The 19,103-nt window shown below is 64.1% G+C and carries 21 protein-coding genes and 1 pseudogene; 13 read left to right on the top strand and 9 right to left on the bottom strand.

Translation table 11 applies throughout. The features are described from left to right. Positions 1 to 182: 182 nt before the first annotated feature. Both WHZ77_RS19825 and WHZ77_RS19820 read right to left on the bottom strand, forming a co-directional pair. Entirely contained in the window at positions 183 to 515 is a 333-nt protein-coding gene (locus WHZ77_RS19825) for a DHCW motif cupin fold protein (RefSeq protein ID WP_375309472.1), read from the bottom strand. Between the two features lie 60 nt (positions 516 to 575). Next, positions 576 to 1,832: an MFS transporter gene (locus WHZ77_RS19820; protein ID WP_375309471.1), complete on the bottom strand. Its 1,257-nt coding sequence runs from the start codon at positions 1,830 to 1,832 to the stop codon at positions 576 to 578. A gap of 97 nt (positions 1,833 to 1,929) precedes the next feature. On the opposite strand from WHZ77_RS19820, the gene WHZ77_RS19815 reads away from it, so the two are divergent. Then, entirely contained in the window at positions 1,930 to 2,382 is a 453-nt protein-coding gene (locus tag WHZ77_RS19815; RefSeq protein WP_375309470.1) for a winged helix-turn-helix transcriptional regulator, read from the top strand. A gap of 36 nt (positions 2,383 to 2,418) precedes the next feature. Here WHZ77_RS19815 and WHZ77_RS19810 read toward each other — a convergent pair whose 3' ends face one another. Beyond that, positions 2,419 to 2,790: a nuclear transport factor 2 family protein gene (locus WHZ77_RS19810; RefSeq protein WP_375309469.1), complete on the bottom strand. Its 372-nt coding sequence runs from the start codon at positions 2,788 to 2,790 to the stop codon at positions 2,419 to 2,421. Between the two features lie 147 nt (positions 2,791 to 2,937). Between WHZ77_RS19810 and guaA the strand changes: the two genes are divergently transcribed. From guaA to WHZ77_RS19790, 4 genes and pseudogenes are all read left to right on the top strand, one after another. Further along, on the top strand, positions 2,938 to 4,536 hold the full coding sequence (guaA, locus tag WHZ77_RS19805) for a glutamine-hydrolyzing GMP synthase (protein WP_375309468.1): 1,599 nt from the start codon (positions 2,938 to 2,940) through the stop codon (positions 4,534 to 4,536). A gap of 69 nt (positions 4,537 to 4,605) precedes the next feature. Continuing rightward, positions 4,606 to 5,508 (top strand): HNH endonuclease, encoded by a 903-nt coding sequence (locus tag WHZ77_RS19800; RefSeq protein WP_375309467.1) that lies wholly within the window; start codon positions 4,606 to 4,608, stop codon positions 5,506 to 5,508. A gap of 262 nt (positions 5,509 to 5,770) precedes the next feature. Continuing rightward, positions 5,771 to 5,863, top strand: a pseudogene (locus WHZ77_RS19795) (integrase); the annotation flags it as partial. A 59-nt stretch (positions 5,864 to 5,922) separates the two neighbouring features. Next, positions 5,923 to 6,306, top strand: a complete 384-nt coding sequence (locus WHZ77_RS19790) for a hypothetical protein (protein ID WP_375309466.1) — start codon at positions 5,923 to 5,925, stop codon at positions 6,304 to 6,306. A gap of 105 nt (positions 6,307 to 6,411) precedes the next feature. Here WHZ77_RS19790 and WHZ77_RS19785 read toward each other — a convergent pair whose 3' ends face one another. Together WHZ77_RS19785 and WHZ77_RS19780 are read right to left on the bottom strand one after the other, a co-directional pair. Continuing rightward, the gene (locus tag WHZ77_RS19785) at positions 6,412 to 7,005 is read right to left on the bottom strand and encodes an NADPH-dependent F420 reductase (RefSeq protein ID WP_375309465.1); all 594 of its coding nucleotides are present in this window, start codon (positions 7,003 to 7,005) and stop codon (positions 6,412 to 6,414) included. Positions 7,006 to 7,044: 39 nt separating this feature from the next. Further along, the gene (locus WHZ77_RS19780; protein ID WP_375309464.1) at positions 7,045 to 7,779 is read right to left on the bottom strand and encodes an SDR family NAD(P)-dependent oxidoreductase; all 735 of its coding nucleotides are present in this window, start codon (positions 7,777 to 7,779) and stop codon (positions 7,045 to 7,047) included. 279 nt (positions 7,780 to 8,058) lie between these two features. Between WHZ77_RS19780 and WHZ77_RS19775 the strand changes: the two genes are divergently transcribed. From WHZ77_RS19775 to WHZ77_RS19765, 3 genes are all read left to right on the top strand, one after another. Continuing rightward, positions 8,059 to 8,955, top strand: a complete 897-nt coding sequence (locus WHZ77_RS19775) for a LysR family transcriptional regulator (RefSeq protein ID WP_375314769.1) — start codon at positions 8,059 to 8,061, stop codon at positions 8,953 to 8,955. 189 nt (positions 8,956 to 9,144) lie between these two features. Beyond that, positions 9,145 to 10,401 carry a serine hydrolase domain-containing protein gene (locus WHZ77_RS19770; RefSeq protein ID WP_375309463.1) on the top strand — a complete coding sequence of 419 codons (1,257 nt, stop codon included), beginning with the start codon at positions 9,145 to 9,147 and terminating at the stop codon, positions 10,399 to 10,401. 244 nt (positions 10,402 to 10,645) lie between these two features. Beyond that, positions 10,646 to 11,527 carry a GyrI-like domain-containing protein gene (locus WHZ77_RS19765; RefSeq protein WP_375309462.1) on the top strand — a complete coding sequence of 294 codons (882 nt, stop codon included), beginning with the start codon at positions 10,646 to 10,648 and terminating at the stop codon, positions 11,525 to 11,527. Between the two features lie 103 nt (positions 11,528 to 11,630). Here the strand turns inward: WHZ77_RS19765 and WHZ77_RS19760 are convergent, their stop codons facing one another. Continuing rightward, a complete protein-coding gene (locus WHZ77_RS19760) occupies positions 11,631 to 12,131 on the bottom strand; it encodes a peptide deformylase (RefSeq protein ID WP_375309461.1) in 501 nt (166 codons plus the stop codon). A gap of 19 nt (positions 12,132 to 12,150) precedes the next feature. Then, a complete protein-coding gene (locus WHZ77_RS19755; protein ID WP_375309460.1) occupies positions 12,151 to 13,068 on the bottom strand; it encodes a LysR family transcriptional regulator in 918 nt (305 codons plus the stop codon). A gap of 122 nt (positions 13,069 to 13,190) precedes the next feature. On the opposite strand from WHZ77_RS19755, the gene WHZ77_RS19750 reads away from it, so the two are divergent. The 4 genes from WHZ77_RS19750 (at position 13,191) to WHZ77_RS19735 (ending at position 16,143) form a co-directional block, all read left to right on the top strand. After that, positions 13,191 to 13,742 (top strand): hypothetical protein, encoded by a 552-nt coding sequence (locus WHZ77_RS19750; protein WP_375309459.1) that lies wholly within the window; start codon positions 13,191 to 13,193, stop codon positions 13,740 to 13,742. Then, positions 13,739 to 14,722, top strand: coding sequence for an NAD(P)H-quinone oxidoreductase (locus WHZ77_RS19745; RefSeq protein WP_375309458.1), 984 nt, complete (start codon positions 13,739 to 13,741; stop codon positions 14,720 to 14,722). The genes WHZ77_RS19750 and WHZ77_RS19745 overlap by 4 nt, the downstream gene beginning before the upstream one ends. Before the next feature lie 153 nt (positions 14,723 to 14,875). Next, on the top strand, positions 14,876 to 15,460 hold the full coding sequence (locus WHZ77_RS19740; protein WP_375309457.1) for a TetR/AcrR family transcriptional regulator: 585 nt from the start codon (positions 14,876 to 14,878) through the stop codon (positions 15,458 to 15,460). Positions 15,461 to 15,564: 104 nt separating this feature from the next. Further along, positions 15,565 to 16,143 (top strand): DUF308 domain-containing protein, encoded by a 579-nt coding sequence (locus WHZ77_RS19735; RefSeq protein WP_375309456.1) that lies wholly within the window; start codon positions 15,565 to 15,567, stop codon positions 16,141 to 16,143. Positions 16,144 to 16,254: 111 nt separating this feature from the next. On the opposite strand, the gene WHZ77_RS19730 is transcribed toward WHZ77_RS19735, so the two are convergent. Continuing rightward, on the bottom strand, positions 16,255 to 16,806 hold the full coding sequence (locus WHZ77_RS19730; RefSeq protein ID WP_375309455.1) for a dihydrofolate reductase family protein: 552 nt from the start codon (positions 16,804 to 16,806) through the stop codon (positions 16,255 to 16,257). A 178-nt stretch (positions 16,807 to 16,984) separates the two neighbouring features. Here WHZ77_RS19730 and WHZ77_RS19725 point away from each other — a divergent pair, with 178 nt between their 5' ends. Then, a complete protein-coding gene (locus WHZ77_RS19725; protein ID WP_375309454.1) occupies positions 16,985 to 18,205 on the top strand; it encodes an MFS transporter in 1,221 nt (406 codons plus the stop codon). A 6-nt stretch (positions 18,206 to 18,211) separates the two neighbouring features. Here the strand turns inward: WHZ77_RS19725 and WHZ77_RS19720 are convergent, their stop codons facing one another. After that, positions 18,212 to 19,090 (bottom strand): GNAT family N-acetyltransferase, encoded by an 879-nt coding sequence (locus WHZ77_RS19720; RefSeq protein ID WP_375309453.1) that lies wholly within the window; start codon positions 19,088 to 19,090, stop codon positions 18,212 to 18,214. Positions 19,091 to 19,103: the final 13 nt, after the last annotated feature.

Raw genomic sequence — 19,103 nt, 5'->3', positions numbered from 1 at the left:
TTGGAGAAGTCATCTGAAGCGTGCGCGCCCGTCTGCAACGAAGGGAAGCGGCCCAGTCGTTCGGCCAAGTATCGATGATCACATTATAGCGAGATTTTGGGCTTCTTCAAGGCATCACCCGTGGTCCGGCGTCTCGCGAGACTTTGCTATTTTGCGCTGCAAATAAAACCGGCCGGCGCGTCTCAATCCACGATGAAAAGCGTGGCGCCGGTGGCCGTCGAGGACCGGTGCGCGGCATCGCCGAAATCCGAGACCTGGTAGCTCATCCCCGCCGTCAGCTTGAACTTGCGCCCGTCGCGCAGCTCGCTGTCGAGTTCGCCCTTCACGACGAAGATCACGTGGCCACGGTCGCACCAATGGTCGGCGAGATAGCCCGGCGAATACTCCACCATCCGCACCCGGAGATCGCCGATGTTGAGCGTGCGCCACAGCGCCTGGCCGGTCTCGCCGGCATGCGTGGTCGGCTCGACCTTGCTCCAGTCAGTGACGGTGAAGGGGCAGGTGGGAAGTTTCATGGTGGGATCCTGTCTTGATGCCGGCGGAGCCCTTGTTATCGGATGCGAACGCCGCAGTCCTCATCTTTGCTGGTGCGTCAGTGCGCATGGGTGCGGCACCTGCATCTTGCTTGCAATCATGACCCAGACCAGCAGCGCGGCGGCGCTGATCCCGGCGCCGAGCATGCACACGCCGGTCCAGCCGGCCATCGCGTACACCATTGTCGAGGTGATCGCGCCGGCCGCGCTTCCGACCGAGTAGAACACCATGTAGCCCCCGATCAGTCGGCTGGCCGCATCCGGGCGCGCGGCGACGATCAGGCTCTGGCTGGTCACATGCACGGCCTGGAGCCCGAAATCCAGCATGATGACGCCTGCGACCACGAGCCACAGCGAGGTTTGCAGGCAGGCGATCGGAGCCCAGGCGGCCAGCATCAGCATCAGCGAGAGGCCGGTGGTGCGCTGCCCCCATCCGAGATCCGCGAGGCGTCCGGCATTGCGCGCCGCAAGTGCTCCGGCGAATCCGGCGATGCCGAGCAACCCGATCGCAGTGTGCGACAGCGCGAAGGGGGGCGCCGAGAGCGGCAGCACGATCGAGGTCCAGAACACGTTGAGATCAGCGAAGATTAGAAACGCAAACAATGCGCGCTCGCGCAGCAGCGGCTCCTCGGCAAACAGCGCGGCCGTCGAGCGCAGCAACGACGTGTAGGACGCTTCGGCCATCGCCGTCGGCCGGCCGGGCGGCAGCACGCGCAGGAGCAGGGCGGCGAGGGCGAGCATGAGGCCGGCCGAGACCAAATAGACCATGCGCCAGCCGCCGATATCGGCCAGCGCGCCGGAGGCGAACCGCGCCAGCAGGATACCCGCGACGACGCCGCTGGTGACGGTGCCGATGGCGCGGCCGCGCCCGTCCGGCGTGGCCAGCGTCGCCGCAAACGCAACGAGGACCTGGACGACGACGGCCAGCACGCCGACCAGCGCCATCCCCGCAAGCAGCACCGCAGCGTGCGACGCCGTGCCGACGACCACGAGCCCGATGGCCGACAGCACGGTCTGGCCGACGATCAGGCGGCGGCGATCCCTGAGGTCGCCGAGCGGCACGATCAGGATCAGGCCGAGCGCGTACCCGATCTGCGTGAATGTCACCACCGTGCCGATCGCAGCGGGCGCGATATCGAGGTCGTGCGCCATGGCGTCAAGCAGGGGCTGCGCGAAGTAGATGTTGGCGACGCTCAGGCCGCAGGTCAGCGCGAACAGCAGCGCCATCGCGGGAGAGAGCCCGCGCCCGGTCGTATCATCGGCTTTCACGCCCGCTGTCGCGGTGTCGTTCCCCGTCATCGTCGTCTCCGGCGTATTCGATTTGGTCTTAAAATAAGACCAGTTGCATCATGTGCTGTCTAGTCTTATTTTAAGACCAGTTTGAAGGGGGCGGCGAATGAAGCGGACCGGTTTTGCCGAGGCGAGCTGCCCGGTGGCGCGCGCACTCGATGCCATCGGGGACGTGTGGTCGCTGCTGATCGTGCGCGATGCCTTCGATGGCTTGCGCCGGTTCGGCGATTTCCAGAAGAATCTGGGCATTGCCAAGGGCATGCTCAGCGCGCGCCTGCACAGGCTGGTCGAGCTCGGCGTGCTCGAACCGGTTCCGGCCTCCGACGGCAGCGCCTATCAGGAATATGCGCTGACGAAGAAGGGGCGCGACCTGTTTCCGGTCGTCGTCAGCCTGCGCCAGTGGGGCGAGGCCAATCTGTATGCCCGAGGCGAAGCGCATTCCGATCTGGTGGACGAAGCGGGCCAGCCGGTCGGCAAGCTCGTGCTTCCGTCGCGGGCCGGCCGGCCGCTGGCATGGTCCGACACCAGGGTGAGAAAGGCCGGCGCGCGCAAGCGCTGAATGCGCGCGGGCCTCCTCAAGCTGGGATCGTCGGCGTCAATGCGGCAAATGGTTCGCCGAGCCCTGCACGATCAGCCCGGCCTCGTTCACCCGCAGATATTCGCAGATCCGCTTGCCCCGCTCGTTCTCGTAGAACACGACCACGCTGTCAGGGCTGACGAACAATTCGATCACGGTGAAATGCAGGTTCGGGATCAGCCCGAGCGCCTTGCCCCAATAGGCCCGTAACGCGTCCTTGCCGCGCACGGTGCCGCTGGCATCGAACCCCATCATGGGGATGCGGTCCGAGGTCATCACGGCGTCCTCGTCGTAGAGCGTGAGCACGCGTTCGAGATCGCGCGCATTCCAGGCCTCGACCCAGGTGTGGCCGAGCGCGGCAAGCGTTGATGGCTGATGGTGCTGTGGCACGAGCGTTCTCCCTGATTGGCCCTGCGTGATGCGGGTCATATTAGGTCAATAATACTTACCTATTTCCGTTTGTCCATGCCCAAAGAAGAATGTGGGTGCGTGCCCCGCGCGGTTGCGGGCCGGTCGCACGTCGCGTATCTGCTTGCCATGACAGCAGCACAGCACGACCGCTCCGCGTCGACGCCCTCCGTGGCCTCGGCGCATGACAAGATTCTCATCGTCGACTTCGGCAGCCAGGTGACGCAGCTGATCGCGCGTCGCGTGCGCGAGGACGGCGTCTATTGCGAGATCGTTCCGTTCAACAAGGCCGAACAGGCCTTCAAGGAGATGAAGCCGAAAGCGGTGATCCTCTCCGGCGGGCCGGAGTCGGTGCATGAGGCAGGCTCACCCCGCGCGCCGCAGCTGATCTTCGCCTCCGGCGTGCCGGTGCTGGGCATCTGCTACGGCCAGATGACCATGGCGGAGCAGCTCGGCGGCACGGTCGAGGGCGGCCATCACCGCGAATTCGGCCGCGCCGATGTCGAGGTCAAGGCGCCGAGCAAGCTGTTCGAGGATGTCTGGTCGCCCGGCGGCAAGAACCAGGTCTGGATGAGCCATGGCGATCGCATCACCAAGATGCCGCCGGGCTTCAGCGTTGCCGGCACCTCGCCGAACGCGCCGTTCGCGATCATTCAAGACGAGACGCGCAAATATTACGGCCTGATGTTCCACCCCGAAGTGGTTCACACGCCCGACGGCGCCAAGCTGATCCGCAATTTCGTCCGCAAGATCGCCGGGCTCTCCGGCGACTGGACCATGCGCGCCTTCCGCGAGGAAGAGATCGCGAAGATCCGCGCCCAGGTCGGCAAGGGCAAGGTGCTCTGCGGCCTCTCCGGCGGCGTCGATTCCGCGGTCGCGGCCGTGCTGATCCACGAAGCCATCGGAGACCAGCTCACCTGCGTGTTCGTCGATCACGGCATGCTGCGTCTCGACGAAGCCAAGACGGTCGTCGACCTGTTCCGCCACCACTACAACATCCCGCTCGTGCACGTGGATGCCTCCAAGCAGTTCCTCGGCGAGCTCGAAGGCGTCACCGACCCCGAAACCAAGCGCAAAACCATCGGCCGTCTCTTCATCGAGGTGTTCGAGGCGGAGGCCAAGAAGATCGGCGGCGCCGACTTCCTCGCACAAGGCACGCTCTATCCCGATGTGATCGAGAGCGTCTCCTTCACCGGCGGCCCCTCGGTGACGATCAAGTCGCACCACAATGTCGGCGGTCTGCCCGAGCGCATGAACATGAAGCTCGTCGAGCCGCTGCGCGAACTGTTCAAGGACGAGGTCCGCAAGCTCGGGCGCGAGCTCGGCCTCCCCGAAATCTTCGTCGGCCGCCACCCGTTCCCGGGCCCCGGCCTCGCCATCCGCTGCCCCGGCGACATCACGAAGGACAAGCTCGACATCCTGCGCAAGGCCGACGCCGTCTACATCGACCAGATCCGCAAGCACGGCCTCTACGACGACATCTGGCAGGCCTTTGCCGTGCTGCTCCCCGTCAAGACCGTCGGCGTCATGGGTGACGGCCGCACCTATGATTTCGTGGTCGGCCTGCGCGCCGTGACCTCCACCGACGGCATGACCGCGGACTTCTACCAGTTCGACATGAAGTTTCTGGGCGAGACCGCCACGCGCATCATCAACGAGGTGAAGGGCGTGAATAGGGTGGTGTACGACGTGACGAGCAAGCCGCCTGGGACGATTGAGTGGGAGTAGGGGACGCTCCTGTGGTTCAACATCACTGAATTGGGCGTTACTTCCCAGAGAGGAAGCGCGGCATAGATCATGGGATTTGGGGTATTCATCCATCGATCGGACTCGATCTACGATGACAGCCCGGCTGAACGATATCAGTTTCCCAGTCAGTATTTTCGTCGCGTCGAAGCATGCATCGGCGATTGGATCATCTATTATGAGCCGAGCAAAGTCGCCGAAACGCGCGGCTACTTTGCGATTGCTCGGGTTCAGCAAGTCATTCCCGATCCAGGCACTCCGGGGATGTACCTCGCTCTGATCGAACCCGGAAGTTACCTCGATTTTGCCAATCCGGTTTCCTTCAACGGGCCAGCTGGTCCTGTCGAACGCGGCGTCCTGAATGAGCAGGGGCGAATTTCGGGGCGTGCTCAGTCGGCAGTCCGACCAATCTCGCCGGAGGATTTCAACAGAATATTCGAGCTCGGTTTTGCGGAAGGCGCACCGCTGCTGCCCCGCGTTGATACCGATGTTCAGTTGTCGCAATTTGACGAAAAGCAGCAGGCCCCGTTCATATTCGAGCAACAGCGAGATCGCGTCAGCCTAACTGTATCGAGAGTTCTGCGTGACCGCGTCTTTCGCCGGATTGTACTGCGCGCCTACGACGAGCGCTGCGCCATTACCGGTTTGAAGCTCATCAATGGAATGGGGCGCGCAGAAGTCGCGGCGGCGCACATTCGGTCTGTGGAGGCAAAGGGGCCGGACATAGTAAGCAATGGGATCGCGCTATCCGGTACGGCGCATTGGATGTTCGATCGTGGTTTGATCAGCTTAGCGGATGATTTGGAAATACTGATCTCGCGCCAGACAAACGACCTGGAGGGAGTTCGATCGGTGATCAACAAGACCGGTCGCGCACTTGAGCCAAGGAGGCCATCGGATCGGCCTCATCCGCATTTTCTGAAATGGCACCGCGAGCATTGCTTTAAACAATGACCATGTCGGCAGCAGCGCAATGCCCGAGTTCGCGCTTTCATCTGCTCCTCGACCCGGTGCCGATTTGTCGCACCTCCCAGTGAGACGGCATGCACCGGTAAAGCGACGACTGATGAAGACAAGGATTTAGGCAAACCGTCGCGCCCAATCTCGCCATATTTGCTGGTACTGTCGAGGTCACGTTTTAAGGGCTCCGTTTCGGTCGGTTCTGTACCATCATGGACCATGATGGTATCTGGCGGCGAACCGAACGGAGAATACCTTGTTGACGGATACGGGACTTCAGAAGCTCAAGCCTGGCGAGAAGCTTTACAGGCGCGGCGACCGCGACGGCATGGACGTTGCCGTCATGCCCATCAACAGGCGCAAGCAGATCCGGGAACGTGGCGGCCACACCATCAAGGTGATGCATTGATGCGCGCCGCGTTGAAAGTGGTGATGGCCGCAATATTTGCCATGCCGGCTGCGGTGGCTCTGGCGAAGTCTCCGGACTGCGCGAGTTGGCCCACGAACATGGCCCTCACGCACCTCAAGAACGCCGGCCTGATTGATATCCCGTCAGTGATCGACGCGCAGACCAAAGCCGTTCGTCTCGCATCCGAAAAGATCGGCAAAGACCTCCACCAGCAGGTTTACGACATCACGTTTCACACCAGGGATGGCAAGACGATCGAGGTCATCACGAAAAGCCAGGCATCAAGCGAGGAATGCTCGATGAGCGGCGTCGACGTCTACTTGGTCTCGACAAAAATCGGCGGGTCGGCAGCGCTGCCATCTGAGGGCACGACTAAAAAGTGATCCGGCTGTACCGAAGGCTCAAGAACTGGAGTTGACCGGTCGCGCGCTGCTCTAAGACGTTAGCGCGCGCGACCAGGTTTCGGCGTCGATCACACGGTAGATCGATTACTGCTCCTTCCTGAACAAATCCTGGAAGATCAACTGGCCCCAGACGCGGTCGCGTGCGTGCACCAGCGCGCCACCCTCGTTGAGCTTTCCCAGCTTGACGGGAGCGAACCCGAGTTGCTTGGCCAGGGCCGCCACGGGAGCGATCGCGTCCTCGTCGTCGCTGGACAGAAAGACGACCCGGTGGCCGCCTTCGACGACCGGATCGGCAGCCAGTTTGGCTGCACCCAGGTGATTGAATCCTTTCACGAGCCTGGCGCCGGTGAACGCCTTCGCAACGACGGCGGAGGACAGAAGACCGTCCAGCTCTTCTCCAAACCCGTTCGTCGCGTCGATGATCGTCTTGCCTGTCCAGTTCGGGAGGGCCTTCGCGACCTCGCGATGCTCGGCGAACGGGACCGCCAGGATGATCGTGTCGGCCTCGACGGCATCCCGCAGCGACCTGGCGACGACTGTGGGTCCAATCGCCCGAGCCTGCGGCGCCAACGCCTCAGGCGGGCGGCGGCTCGCGACTGTTACGTCGATGTTCTTGCGGGCGAAGGCGTGCGCGAGGGCCTGGCCTATCTTGCCGAAACCTAAAATTGCGTAGCTCATGATATTCTCCGATCCGTGTTGATATTGATGTCCGGGCCTTCAGATCGCGGAGAAGCCGCCATCGACGGACAGCTCCACCCCATTCACGAAGCTCGAATCGTCTGACGCAAGAAACAGCGCGACTGCCGCGATTTCCTCGGGGCGCCCCATCGTTCCCCGCGGGATCAGGGATTCGAACATCCGCTTCGCCTCCTCGGTGAGAACTTGGTCCTGCATCGGTGTGGCGATCGGCCCCGGGCTCAGCACGTTCACCCGGATGTTCCTGCCCTTCAGTTCGTTGAGCCAGGTGCGTGCGAATGAGCGCAGCGCCGCCTTGCTCGCCGCATACACGCCGTAACCGGGAAAACCTTTCACCGATGCGACCGACCCGGTCATGAAGATCGACCCGCCATCGCGAAACAGCGGCAACGCCTTCTGAACCGTGAACAGCGTGCCGCGCGTATTCAGGTTGAACGTCGCGTCGAAATGCTGCTCGCTGATCTCGCCCAGCGGGACGGCTTCGCCGATGCCGGCGCTCGCGTACAGGACGTCGATCCCGCCCTTGTCCCGCTTGACCCTGTCGAACAGGCGGTCGAGGTCGTCGAGATTGGCCGCGTCGCCGCGCACGCCGGTCACGTTCCGGCCGACCAGTTTGACGGCAGCGTCGAGCGCCTCCTGCCTCCGGCCCGTGATGAAGACATAGGCGCCTTCTTCGACGAACCGCCTGGCGCTCGCCAGCGCCATGCCGCTCGATCCACCCGTGATCACTGCAACCTTGCCTTCAAGCTTTCCCATGACTTCTCCTTGCGTGGTGTGGGACGGCATCTGCCCCCGAGACCCTCGAGATGGGTCTGCCGGCGTCAGGCGTTGAGTGCGGAGGCGCGCACATCCGTGGTGCGAAATCGAACCGGCTGGACGACTGACGCCAGCCGTGACGATCGGTGTCCGCCGTTCGGAAGTCGGCTCTTTCGGTGCGGGCTATGATAATTGCCACGCGCCACCCACATACGTGAGGCCGTTCGATGGGTTGGATACGGGCTTTGGAAGGCGCACCGCGCGGTGCGGGATTGCACCATGATCGACTGGGATGACGTTCGCTACTTTCTGGCCGTCGCACGCGGAGGCTCGGTGCGGGCTGCCGCCGAGCGCCTCGGTGTGAACCACGCGACCGTGCTGCGCCGCATCGCCCAACTCGAGGAACGCCTCGGGGTCCAGATGTTCGAAAAGCTGCCTTCGGGTTACCGCCTGACGGCTGCGGGCGAGGAGGTCCTCGAATTCGCGGACCAGATGGAGGCGTCGTCGCACCTGCTGGAGACGCGCGTCTTCGGCCGCGACCAGGGCGTGCGCGGGCGTCTGCGGGTGACGCTGGCGCCGCCGCTGGCGACACACCTGCTCATGCCTGATTTCGCCGATTTCGCGCGTCTGCATCCGGACATCGAGATGGACATCCTGTCGTCCGGCGAGCTGGCCAATCTGACCAACCGGGAGGCCGACGTCGCGCTCCGCGTTGTCTACGACCGCAAGACCCTGCCGCTCAATCTTCACGGCCTGAAGGGACCGGAGGTGTTCGGCGGCGTCTACATGTCCAGGGATCGACTGACCGCGTGGCGTGCGGGCGCACCCGATCCCATCAGGTGGATCGTCATCAGCATTCATGGAATTCCGGATTGGGCCAGCGACGGTGAGGTTCGCACCGCCGATGTTCCGTTCAGGGTCACAGATGCCGGAGCGCAGATCGTTGCCGTCAGGCAAGGGCTCGGGATGACGACACTGCCGTGCTTTGTCGGCGATGCCGACCCGCTGCTCGCAAGGGTGCCGGGCTCCGATTTGCACATGTACGGAACGCTCTGGCTTCTCACTCAGGGCGAGACACGCAAGACCAAGCGCGTGCGGCTCTTCACGGAGTTCATATCCCGCAGGCTCACCGCGTACGCTCCGCTTCTTGCGGGGCTGTCCATCTCGCGCGGCTGACGCACGGCAGGTCGCCGACTTTTTGCGAACAGCGGGATACTAATCCAACGTCGCGATCGCGCTTCGAACGCCGATGCTCAACCGTTGCACCTCCGGTATCCGGCGCGCAGGTGCCCGGCACAAACGCGGGATGTCCGCGATTTCATCTGATGCTACGACATCGGCGCCGCACGTCTGGAGTCATTGTCCATGTCTACCGCCACACCCGCCGCCAACCCGTCCACCGCCACCTCCACCGACCCCGAAACCCTCGGCTGGATGCGCGGTTTCCCGCCGGCGCCCGACCGCCTCATCACCTTCCAGGACAGCTCGTTCCGCAGCTTCCCCGAACTGCGCTGGGCCTGGAGCAACATCCGCCAGCTGGTGCCGACCGTGAACGTCTGGCGCGGGGCGGGGCCTGCGTCGCCGCTTCCGCGCGAGGATCACGACATCGGCGCGGTCGCCTCGATCACCATGGACGGCCGGCCCATGACCTTCGCAAACATGCTGGAGGAGACCTACACCGACGGCATCGCCGTGCTGCATCGGGGCAAGCTGATCTTTGAGCGTTATTTCGGAGCGCTGAAGCCGCACAAGCCGCACATTGGGATGTCGGTGACGAAGTCGTTCACCGGCGTGCTGGCCGGCATTCTGGTCAGCGAGGGCAGGATCGATCCGCAGGCGCCCGTCACGGACTATGTGCCGGAGCTGAAGGCCAGCGCGTTCGGCGATGCGCGCGTGCACGAGGTCATGGATATGACCACGGGGCTCGCATACACCGAAGTGTACACCGACAAGAATTCGCACGTCTGGGGCCTGCGGCGCGCCAACGGCATGGCGCCGATTCCGCCTGACTATGACGGCCCGACCACCATTTTTGATTTTCTCGTCGCGCAGACAAAGCAGGGCGAGCACGGCAAGGCCTTCGCCTACAAGACCGTCAACACCGACGTGCTCGCCTGGATCATCAGGCGCGCCAGCGGCATGACGTTGTCCGACCTTCTGTCGGAGCGCATCTGGCAGCCGATGGGCGCCGAGGAGGACGCGCATTATCACGTCGACCGCATCGGCACCGAAAGCGGCGGTGGCGGCCTCTCCACGACATTGCGCGATCTCGCCCGCTTCGGCGAGACCATGCGCAATCACGGCCGCTTCAACGGCCGCCAGATCGTACCGTCGTCCGTTGTCGAAGACATCGCGCGCGGCGGCGACCCCGAAAAATTCAAGCCGGCCGGCTACGCTACATTACCGGGCGCGTCCTACCGCAATCAATGGTGGGTCACGCACAACGCCCACGGCGCCTACATGGCGCGCGGCGTCTACGGCCAGGGCCTCTACATCGATCCCAAGGCCGAGATGGTGATCGCGCGCTATGCCTCGCATCCCGTGGCGGGCAATGCCGCCAACGATCCCGTGACGCTGCCGGCCTACATGGCGCTGGCGAGGGCGTTGATGGCTGGCGGGTAGGGTTGGCTGCTGAATCGTCTCTTGGCGCCACAGACTCGGTGTCATCGCCCGACTTGATCGGGCGATCCCAGAGACGATCGTCAATGAGCCGAGAGGCCGCGGCGTACTTGGTCGCACGGCCGAGCCGGGCGACGACAGCCGTGGTCAACGGATGCCACGGGGAACATCCCCTGCCAAACAGCAAGATCGGTCGAGCGCGTCACCGCCATCCGCGCAAAACTGTATCAGCCACGGAGCAGGGACGATGAAGGCGGCGCTGCAAAACTATCAGGACCGGATGCGGCGGGTGCTGGATCATATCGACCGTCACCTCGACGCCGATCTGGACCTCGACACGTTGAGCGCTGTCGCCGCCTTCTCGAAATTCCATTTCCACCGGCAGTTCACGGCGACCTTCGGGCTGTCGGTGCATCGCTACGTCCAGCTTTCCCGTCTGAAGCGCGCATCGCATCAGCTGGCCTACGCGGACGACCTCGATGTCACCGACATCGCGATGGATGCCGGCTACGACGCGCCCGATGCTTTCGCCCGCGCCTTTCGGCAACGGTTCGGGCAGTCGCCGTCGTCGTTCCGGAAATCGCCCGTGTGGGAGCCGTGGCTTGCGGCCTTCGGGCCTCTCGACAACGCGAGGAGCAAGCTCATGCAGACGACTTTTTCCACCAACGACGTGACGATCCGCGATGTGCCACCCACGAAGGTGGCGATCATGGAGCATCGGGGGAGCCCCGAAGCACTTCGCGCCACCATCCAGAGGTTCATTGCCTGGCGCAGGGCGGCGAACCTGCACCCCAGCACAAGTCCGACCTTCAATGTCTGGCGGTCCGAGCGGCGTCCTGCCTCGCCGGCTGACTACAGCGTGGACCTGTGCGTCGGGACCGACCGGCCGGTCGCGGGATGCGGCGAGGCGGTCAAGGCCGGCGAGATCCCCGGCGGACGCTGCGCCGTGCTGCGCGTGGTCGGCCACACCGACAATCTGGAGCCCGCCGCGCTCTATCTCTATCGCGACTGGCTTCCGGCCAGCGGCGAGGAAGCCCGCGACTTCCCGATCTATTGCCAGCGGCTGAGCTTCTTCCCGGAGGTGCCGGAGCACGAGACGGTCGCGGATGTTTTTCTGCCGCTGAGATAGCGCTGCTGCCCGAACGCAGAAGCAGGTAGTAGCCGAAGGCGTAATCCACCACTTGAGCTTCCACGGAGAGAGACAGTGGTGGGTTACGCCTACGGCTCGCCCCCTACAAGCCCCGCGCCAACTTCTCGAACTTCTTCACCAGCCGCTCCCGCTTCAGCCGCGACAGCCGCTGGATCCAGAATATGCCGTCGAGCTGGTCGATCTCGTGCTGGTGGCAGACGGCGCGCAGGCCATCGGACTCCTCGCTTTGCATGGTGCCGTCGAGATCCCAATAGCTGATCCGCACGCGCGCGTGGCGCTGGACCTCGTCGTTGACCCCAGGCATCGAGACGCTGCCCTCGCGGTGCATGATCAGCTCGGGCGAAGCCCATGTGATTTCCGGATTGACATAGGTCTGCGGCCCCGACTTGGCGTCGAGTTCGAGCACGACGACGCGCAAGGGCACGCCGATATGCGGCGCGGTGATGCCGATGCCGGGCGCGCCGCGCATCGTCTCCAGCAAATCTGCTGCGAGTTCGCGCAAGCCGTCGTCGAAGGCGGTGACGGGACGGGCCGGGCTCGCGAGGCGCCTGTCGGGGTAGCGTATGATGGGGCGGATGGTCATGATGTGATTGGCATCCGCACTACGCCCACACCGGCGGCGACCCGATGGAATCCCGCAAGGCGGCGGTCAGGATGGTCAGTTTTGCAGACGGCTGAGCCAGGGCCCGCAACAGGTAGATGCCGGTCTTCGTCTCGTTCCACGGTTCGCCGTCGATCGGGATTCGTGTCAACGTACCGGCGCGCACATCTGCGCCGACCACCCAGTCGGCGAGGAATGCAACGCCAATGCTGGCGAGCGCCGCGAGACGCATCGCTTCGAAATCGTCGCATCGAAACACGGCTTGCTGTTCGGGCGCTGTGCCCGCGGGCTGACCAAGCACGTCCGTCCAGCCGAGCAGGTCGGCGCCGTGCAATTTGTCAATCAGCCGATGGCCGGTGAGGTCTTTCCCTACGGTCGGCGTACCATGACGATCGAGATAGGCCGGAGTGGCGACCAATATCCTGGTCTGCGATGCCAGCTTGGTCGCGATGAGGGTGCTGTCGGCAAGTTCGCCGATCCGGATCACGGCGTCCAGCCGCTCCAGCACGGGATCGGCGAGTCTCTCGGTGAGATCGAGCTCGATCATGAGGCCGGGATGATCCCGCATGACCGTTTCGAGGGTGGGGATCACGTAGCGCTTGCCGAAGGTCGGAAAGCAGGCAAGGCGAAGAACGCCGGCGACCGCACCATCGAAAGCGGCGATCTCGGCGTGCGTGTCCGCGAGGTCATCGAGCAACCGCTGCGCGCGTTCGAACAGTCGTTCTCCGGCATCGGTCACTGCGAGTGCGCGGGTCGAGCGTACCAGCAGGGGCACCCCGAGACTATGCTCGAGCGCGTCGATCTGCCTGACGATGGCCGAGGGCGTCACACCGCGATGACGCGCGGCGCTGGAGAAACTTCCGCCACGAACCACGTCGACATAGATTGCCAGATGCTCCGCAAAACGCGGATCTTTCATCTTTGCGCCTTTCGCAAAAGGGTTTCGAGTTCAACGTTCATTATCATCGAACCTCAAAAGCCGTATCTCCTCCCTCGAAGGCGGGCCCTGCCGGCCTAAGCCCTTGATCAAAGGAGACTATCATGAAGGTTCTCGATCGCATCCTGTCGCAATCGGCCTACACCGCGGACATTGATGTTTCGCTCGACCAGGTGGACATTGCCGAATGGCTGTTCACGCTCTCAGAAGCCGAATATCTGCGTTGCTGCCCGCCTGATCACATTGCGGCCGGCGTCAGCACCACCGACGACGGACGCCGCATGATGATCAACGTCGAGCAGATCGGCACCGGCCTGGTCGTTCAGCACTATGTCGCTGAAGAGGCCGGCAAGACCTACTGCCGCATGAATTCAATCTCGGACGTGTTCACGGCCAATGGCAGGACCCAGGTCAACGTGATCTGGGAGCTGAAGGCCGAAACCGTCGATGGAGGACGTACCCGCTATACGAACAGCGTCACGGCGCACCCGACCGATGTCTTCATGGCATTCCTGGACAAGCACGGCCTGTCCTTCGACGGCGCTGCCAAAGCGCGCCAAGCGGCCGGAAGCGACCACAATCGCCGCGAGACGCCGTTATTCGCCGCCAGCATCGCGCGGCGCGCCATGGCGCTGGCGCAGGAGCAGGCGAAATGAGAGGTGTCGTCTATGACAGCTTCGGTCCGGCGGAGGTTCTCCGCGTGGCCGAGGTGCCGAGGCCCGAGATTCGCCCCCACGACCTGCTGGTGCGTGTGAAGGCGGCAGGGATTAACCGCGCGGATATTCTTCAGCGCATCGGCGCCTACGGCAACCAGAGCTTTGGCGAGAGCAACCTGCTTGGCCTCGAATTGGCCGGTGAAGTTGTTGGCGTCGGCAGCGAAGTCGATGACGTCTCGATCGGGGAACGTGTGATGGCGATCGTGGGAGGGGGAGGATATGCCGAGTTCGCCCGGGTCGACCGTGACATGGCGGTCAGGCTTCCAGGCAATGTCTCATTCGTCGAGGGCGCGGCGATCATGGAATCGTTCGTCACGGCGGTCGAAGCGGTCTCGCATCTCGCAGGCCTCGGGCAAGGTCAAACCGTGCTCATTCACGGCGCCGCGGGCGGAGTGGGCTCGGCATGCGTGCAGGTCGCGCATGCGCTGGGCGCCTCCGTCTACGCAACGGCGAGCGCTTCGCGGTTGGCGGATGTCGGCAAGATCGGCGCGGCCACTGTGATCGACTACCGGGCAGATGATTTCGAAAGCGTGGTCGCAAAGCTTACGGATCATCGTGGCGTTGACGCCGTGATCGATTTCGTCGGCGGCGACTACCTGCCACGCAACCTTCGCAGCCTCCGGCCCGGCGGAACACTGGTTCAAGTCGGCCTTCTGAGCGGACAGCACGACACCTCGATTCCGCTCAACCTGCTGCTACACAACCATCTGCGATTGGTCGGCACCGTCATGAAATCGCGTGGCGTGGACGAGAAGCGGGCGATGGTCCGCCGATTCTCCAAAGGCTTCCTGCCGCTGTTTGTGTCGGGTGGGCTGAAACCGTTGGTCGACCGGGTGTTTCCGCTGGAACGCGCCGCCGATGCCCATCGCAGCGTGGAGCGCGGCGGGGGATTTGGAAAGATTGTCCTGGCGGTCAACTGAACGCGCTCTGGCGGGAATGTCGTTGGCGGAGTGCTCAATCCAATGGGGATCTGTAAGGGGACTCCGATATGCGGCGCCACGCTGCTTGCCACTCACGGATGGTTGAAGCACGTCATTCTTGACGCCCTACCAACTGGTAGGTAGTTGTACCCCATGCCCAACGTATCTTCCACTGCTGACGACATTCTGGCCTGCGCGCGCACGCTCATCATCGCGGGCGGTTACAACGGCTTCAGCTACGCTGATATTGCCGAGGTGGTCGGCATTCGCAAGCCGAGCATTCACCACCATTTCGCCAGCAAGGTCGATCTGGTCCGTACCCTCGTGTCGCGCTATCGCGAGGAGGCCCAGGCCGGGCTGGCGGCACTCGAGCGCAACATTCCTGACACGCGCGAGCAGCTCGAAAACTATGTCGCGTATTGGGAGGCGTGCATCACCGACGTGACGGCTCCCTTCTGTGTCTGCGCGCTACTGGCCAGCGAGCTTCCGATCCTGCCGGAGGAGGTGGCGCTCGAAGTCCGCGCGCATTTCCGCTTCCTCGCGTCGTGGCTGACGTCGGTGATGGAGCGCGGCAAGCGGAAGGGGCGGTTGAGATTCTCGGACACGGCCCGGGTCGAGGCTGAAGGATTCATGGCGACCATCCACGGCGCGATGCTGTCGGCGCGCGCCTATGGCGATCCAAAGATGTTCGGCGTGATCACCGCTCCGCTGCTGGAGCGGCTGTCCGGCAAGCACTGAGAGACATCGGCGAAGCGACAACGACGCCCCGCGAGCACTTGGGGTGAACGCGATCGCGTGGCGCGCGAGTAAACTACCAACTAGTAGGTAAAGAGGAGACTGCAGTGACGCATCATCAACTGGATCTCGTGCGTGCCGATCGCGAACGATGGCTGAAACAATACTACTTCACCCGCGCGGCGTTCTCCATCGCCTGGGTCGCGGCCGCGTTTGCCGCGGGATCGTCGTCGGCGCTGATCGCCGCCGCCTTGCTCGTGCTCTACCCGGCATGGGATGCAGCGGCCAACTTCGTCGATGCCCTGCGCAGCGGGGGCTTCGGGCAGAACCGCACGCAGGCACTCAACGTTCTGGCCAGCCTGGCGACCACCGTCGCGGTCCTCATCGCCTTGCAGATGAGCATGAACCTTGTACTCGCGGTGTTCGGGGCCTGGGCGATCCTGGCCGGCCTGCTCCAGCTGGGGACGGCCATCCGGCGCTGGAAGAGTTTTGGCGCGCAATGGGCCATGGTGCTGAGCGGCGCCCAGTCGGCGCTGGCCGGCGGCTTCTTCATCTTCCAGGCCTCCACGCCCGCGGTGCCGTCGATCGCGACCGTCACAGGCTACGCTGCGGTCGGCGCGCTCTATTTCCTGGTCTCGGCAATATGGCTCACCGTCGGCGACTGGCGCCGTCGTGCCGCGATGTGAGGCCACCGCGTCCGAAATCCGAGCCTTGCAGGATCGACATCCTAAGTCATTGATCCTGCAAGCGCCGGCTACTGTGCATGGGGTTGTTTTCGCGAGTATTGTTTCAAGGCATCAGCCGAACTCGTATCGGCTCTGCACCATCCCGGACGCGAACGTCGTCGTTTCCACATGCCGGAGCGGCAGATCGGCTGCGAGCCGACCAAACAGGGGGATGCCGTCGCCAAGCAGCACGGGAATGCGCGTCAGCACGATGTCGCTGATCAGCCTCTCCTGCAGGAACGACTGGATCACCCGACCGCCATCGACATAAGCGCGTCGCCATCCCTCGCTCGCCAGCATTTGCATCAGAGGCCGCGGCGCCAGCGACGAGATCCGGACCTTGCCGCCGAGGTCGGCGCGCAGGTCGGCTTGCGACAGGGTTTGGCTCAGGACGACGACGGGCTTCTTGAAAGGCCAGCTGTCGAACGACAGCACCTTCTCGAAGGTGGCGCGGCCCATCACCAGGCCGTCGACCGTATCCATGAACGCGTCGTAGCCGGTGTTCTCACCGGAGGCTGCGTATCTGGTCAGCCAGTCGATGTCGCCATCGGGCCGGGCAATGTAGCCATCGACGCTGGCCGCGATGAAGACATGACCGGTCGTCTTTTTGGAGGAGGTGTTCAATGTCGTTACCATCGGCGTTGCAGGAGGGCTGATCGAGATGCACATTCGCGATCAGGGATCGAAGGTCAAGAATTTGTCGAGCAGGCTGGAACAGGCGTGCAAAAAATTCGCGACGACGATGTCGGACCGCGCTGTTCCCATCCGTCTTTCACCCAGACAGACCTGACGGGAGACCAGAATGAACGCTTCCTCTTATCGCTGGGTGATCGTCGCCGCCGGCGGCTTGCTTGGCTGTGTCGCCATCGGCGGCATGTTTTCGCTGCCGGTATTCCTGCAGCCGATCGCAAATGACACGGGCTGGTCGGTCACCGGTATTTCCAGCGCGATGACGATCGGCTTTCTGGCGATGGCCTTCACCAGCATGCTATGGGGCACGCTGAGCGACAGGTTCGGCCCGCTCCCGGTGGTGCTGACGGGATCGATCGTGCTGTCGCTGAGCCTGTTCGCCGCGAGCCATGCGACCTCGCTGCTGGCGTTCCAGATCGTTTTCGGCCTCCTGACCGGCGCCTCCTGCGCGGCGATCTTCGCGCCGATGATGGCGACCGTCACCGGCTGGTTCGACACTCATCGCAGTCTCGCGGTGTCGCTGGTGTCGGCCGGCATGGGCGTGGCGCCGATGACGATGGCGCCGCTCGCCGCATGGCTCGTGTCCAATCACGACTGGCGCACCGCGATGCAGATCGTGGCGCTGGTGGTTGGCGCCATCATGATCCCGGTGGCGCTGCTGGTGCGCCGTCCGCCCGCGCTCGCCCACGCCGTGGCCGCCCCGGCGGGTGAGGGCGCCGGGCAGAACGAGATGTCGATGGGCGAGGCGCTGCGCTCGCCGCAATTCCTGATCCTGCTCGCGACCAATTTCTTCTGCTGCGCCACCCATTCCGGTCCGATCATCCACACCATCAGCTATGCCGTCAGTTGCGGCATTCCGCTGGTCGCGGCGGTGACGATCTACAGCATCGAGGGCTTTGCCGGCCTCGGCGGGCGCATTGCCTTCGGCCTGATGGGCGACCGCTTTGGCGCCAAGCGCGTGCTGGTCTCGGGCTTGCTGCTGCAGGCGTTCGGCGCGCTGGCCTATGTCGCCGCGCATCAGCTCGCGACGTTCTACGTGGTCGGCGCCGTCTTCGGCTTCATCTATGCGGGCACCATGCCGCTCTATGCCGTGCTGATCCGCGAAAACTTTCCGCTGCGGATGATGGGCACGGTGATCGGCGGCACCGCGATGGCCGGCAGCCTCGGCATGGCGACCGGCCCGCTCGCCGGCGGGCTGATCTACGACGCGTTCGCCAGCTACGCCTGGCTCTATGTCGCCTCCTGGGCGATGGGCCTCGGCGCCTTCCTGATGGCGATGAATTTCCGCCCCTTCCCGAAGCCGCAGGCCGAGGCGGCGCCGGTCGTGGCGTGACGACGCCTATGACGGGACGCGCTTCTCGAAGAACAGATCCGGATACGGATCGTCGTTGAAGCGCGGGATCTCGCGCCAGCCCGTGGTGCGGTAGAGCTGGCCGGCTTCCGCCAGCGCACTGTTGGTGTCGAGCCGCAGCAGGTCGATGCCGAGCTCGCGCGCGGCATCTTCGGCCGCATCCATCAGGCGCCGGCCGAGCCGCAATCCGCGCGCGGCAGGGGCGACCCACAGACGCTTGATCTCGGCGTAGCCGTGATCGGTGCCCTTCAGCCCGACACAGCCGATCGGCAGCGTGTCCGACATCGCCACGATGAACGTGCCGCGCGGCCGGCGCATATCCTTGGCGTCGGGGTCGCGCGACAATGAGACGTCGAAGCCCTGCCTGAAGCGGCGGCCGAGCTCGGCATAGTACTCGCCGAGGCAGTACCGGGCTTCATCGCTCCGCGGGTCCATCTCGGTGGGCGCAATGCGCTCGCGCGTCAGCGCCGAGGCGATCAAGTCCATCGCCGCCAGCAGCGCATCGCGCTGCGAATGCCGTGCAATGATGCTCTCGGCCTGTGTGTTCGATAGCGCCTCATAGGCGGCGAACTCGCGCCGGCCCGTGCGCGTCAGCTTCGCGACGCGGCGGCGGGCATCGCCGTCGTGCGTAGTGGTCTCGACCACCCCTTCGTCCTCGAGGCTGCGCAAAAGCCGGCTCATCAGCCCGGAATCGAGGCCGAGATAGTCGCGGATCTCGGCCACATCCGAGCGCCCATGGCCGATCGCGTTGAGCACCCGCGCTGCCCCGAGTGGCCGGCCGCGTCCGAGGAACGAAGTATCGAGCGCGCCGACGGCGGACGTGACGGCACGGTTGAAGCGGCGGACGCGGGAAACGGGATCGAGCATGATGTCTGACTTT

It is taken from the genome of Bradyrhizobium sp. A5 (genome assembly GCF_042076515.1).
GTDB lineage: Bacteria > Pseudomonadota > Alphaproteobacteria > Rhizobiales > Xanthobacteraceae > Bradyrhizobium > Bradyrhizobium cosmicum.
The sequence above is the reverse complement of the archived record's forward strand: the minus strand, read 5'-3'. Positions and strand labels throughout refer to the sequence as shown.

Excerpts from the sequence above, each read along its gene's own strand:
- WHZ77_RS19750 (WP_375309459.1), top strand. The coding sequence starts at position 13,191 with ATGAAGGTTCTCGATCGCATCCTGTCGCAATCGGCCTACACCGCGGAC.
- WHZ77_RS19765 (WP_375309462.1), top strand. The coding sequence starts at position 10,646 with ATGAAGGCGGCGCTGCAAAACTATCAGGACCGGATGCGGCGGGTGCTG.
- WHZ77_RS19760 (WP_375309461.1), bottom strand. The coding sequence starts at position 12,131 with ATGACCATCCGCCCCATCATACGCTACCCCGACAGGCGCCTCGCGAGC.
- WHZ77_RS19775 (WP_375314769.1), top strand. The coding sequence starts at position 8,059 with ATGATCGACTGGGATGACGTTCGCTACTTTCTGGCCGTCGCACGCGGA.
- WHZ77_RS19825 (WP_375309472.1), bottom strand. The coding sequence starts at position 515 with ATGAAACTTCCCACCTGCCCCTTCACCGTCACTGACTGGAGCAAGGTC.
- WHZ77_RS19740 (WP_375309457.1), top strand. The coding sequence starts at position 14,876 with ATGCCCAACGTATCTTCCACTGCTGACGACATTCTGGCCTGCGCGCGC.
- WHZ77_RS19780 (WP_375309464.1), bottom strand. The coding sequence starts at position 7,779 with ATGGGAAAGCTTGAAGGCAAGGTTGCAGTGATCACGGGTGGATCGAGC.
- WHZ77_RS19785 (WP_375309465.1), bottom strand. The coding sequence starts at position 7,005 with ATGAGCTACGCAATTTTAGGTTTCGGCAAGATAGGCCAGGCCCTCGCG.
- WHZ77_RS19790 (WP_375309466.1), top strand. The coding sequence starts at position 5,923 with ATGCGCGCCGCGTTGAAAGTGGTGATGGCCGCAATATTTGCCATGCCG.
- WHZ77_RS19820 (WP_375309471.1), bottom strand. The coding sequence starts at position 1,832 with ATGACGGGGAACGACACCGCGACAGCGGGCGTGAAAGCCGATGATACG.
- WHZ77_RS19720 (WP_375309453.1), bottom strand. The coding sequence starts at position 19,090 with ATGCTCGATCCCGTTTCCCGCGTCCGCCGCTTCAACCGTGCCGTCACG.
- WHZ77_RS19745 (WP_375309458.1), top strand. The coding sequence starts at position 13,739 with ATGAGAGGTGTCGTCTATGACAGCTTCGGTCCGGCGGAGGTTCTCCGC.
- WHZ77_RS19815 (WP_375309470.1), top strand. The coding sequence starts at position 1,930 with ATGAAGCGGACCGGTTTTGCCGAGGCGAGCTGCCCGGTGGCGCGCGCA.
- guaA (WP_375309468.1), top strand. The coding sequence starts at position 2,938 with ATGACAGCAGCACAGCACGACCGCTCCGCGTCGACGCCCTCCGTGGCC.
- WHZ77_RS19755 (WP_375309460.1), bottom strand. The coding sequence starts at position 13,068 with ATGAAAGATCCGCGTTTTGCGGAGCATCTGGCAATCTATGTCGACGTG.
- WHZ77_RS19800 (WP_375309467.1), top strand. The coding sequence starts at position 4,606 with ATGGGATTTGGGGTATTCATCCATCGATCGGACTCGATCTACGATGAC.
- WHZ77_RS19770 (WP_375309463.1), top strand. The coding sequence starts at position 9,145 with ATGTCTACCGCCACACCCGCCGCCAACCCGTCCACCGCCACCTCCACC.
- WHZ77_RS19725 (WP_375309454.1), top strand. The coding sequence starts at position 16,985 with ATGAACGCTTCCTCTTATCGCTGGGTGATCGTCGCCGCCGGCGGCTTG.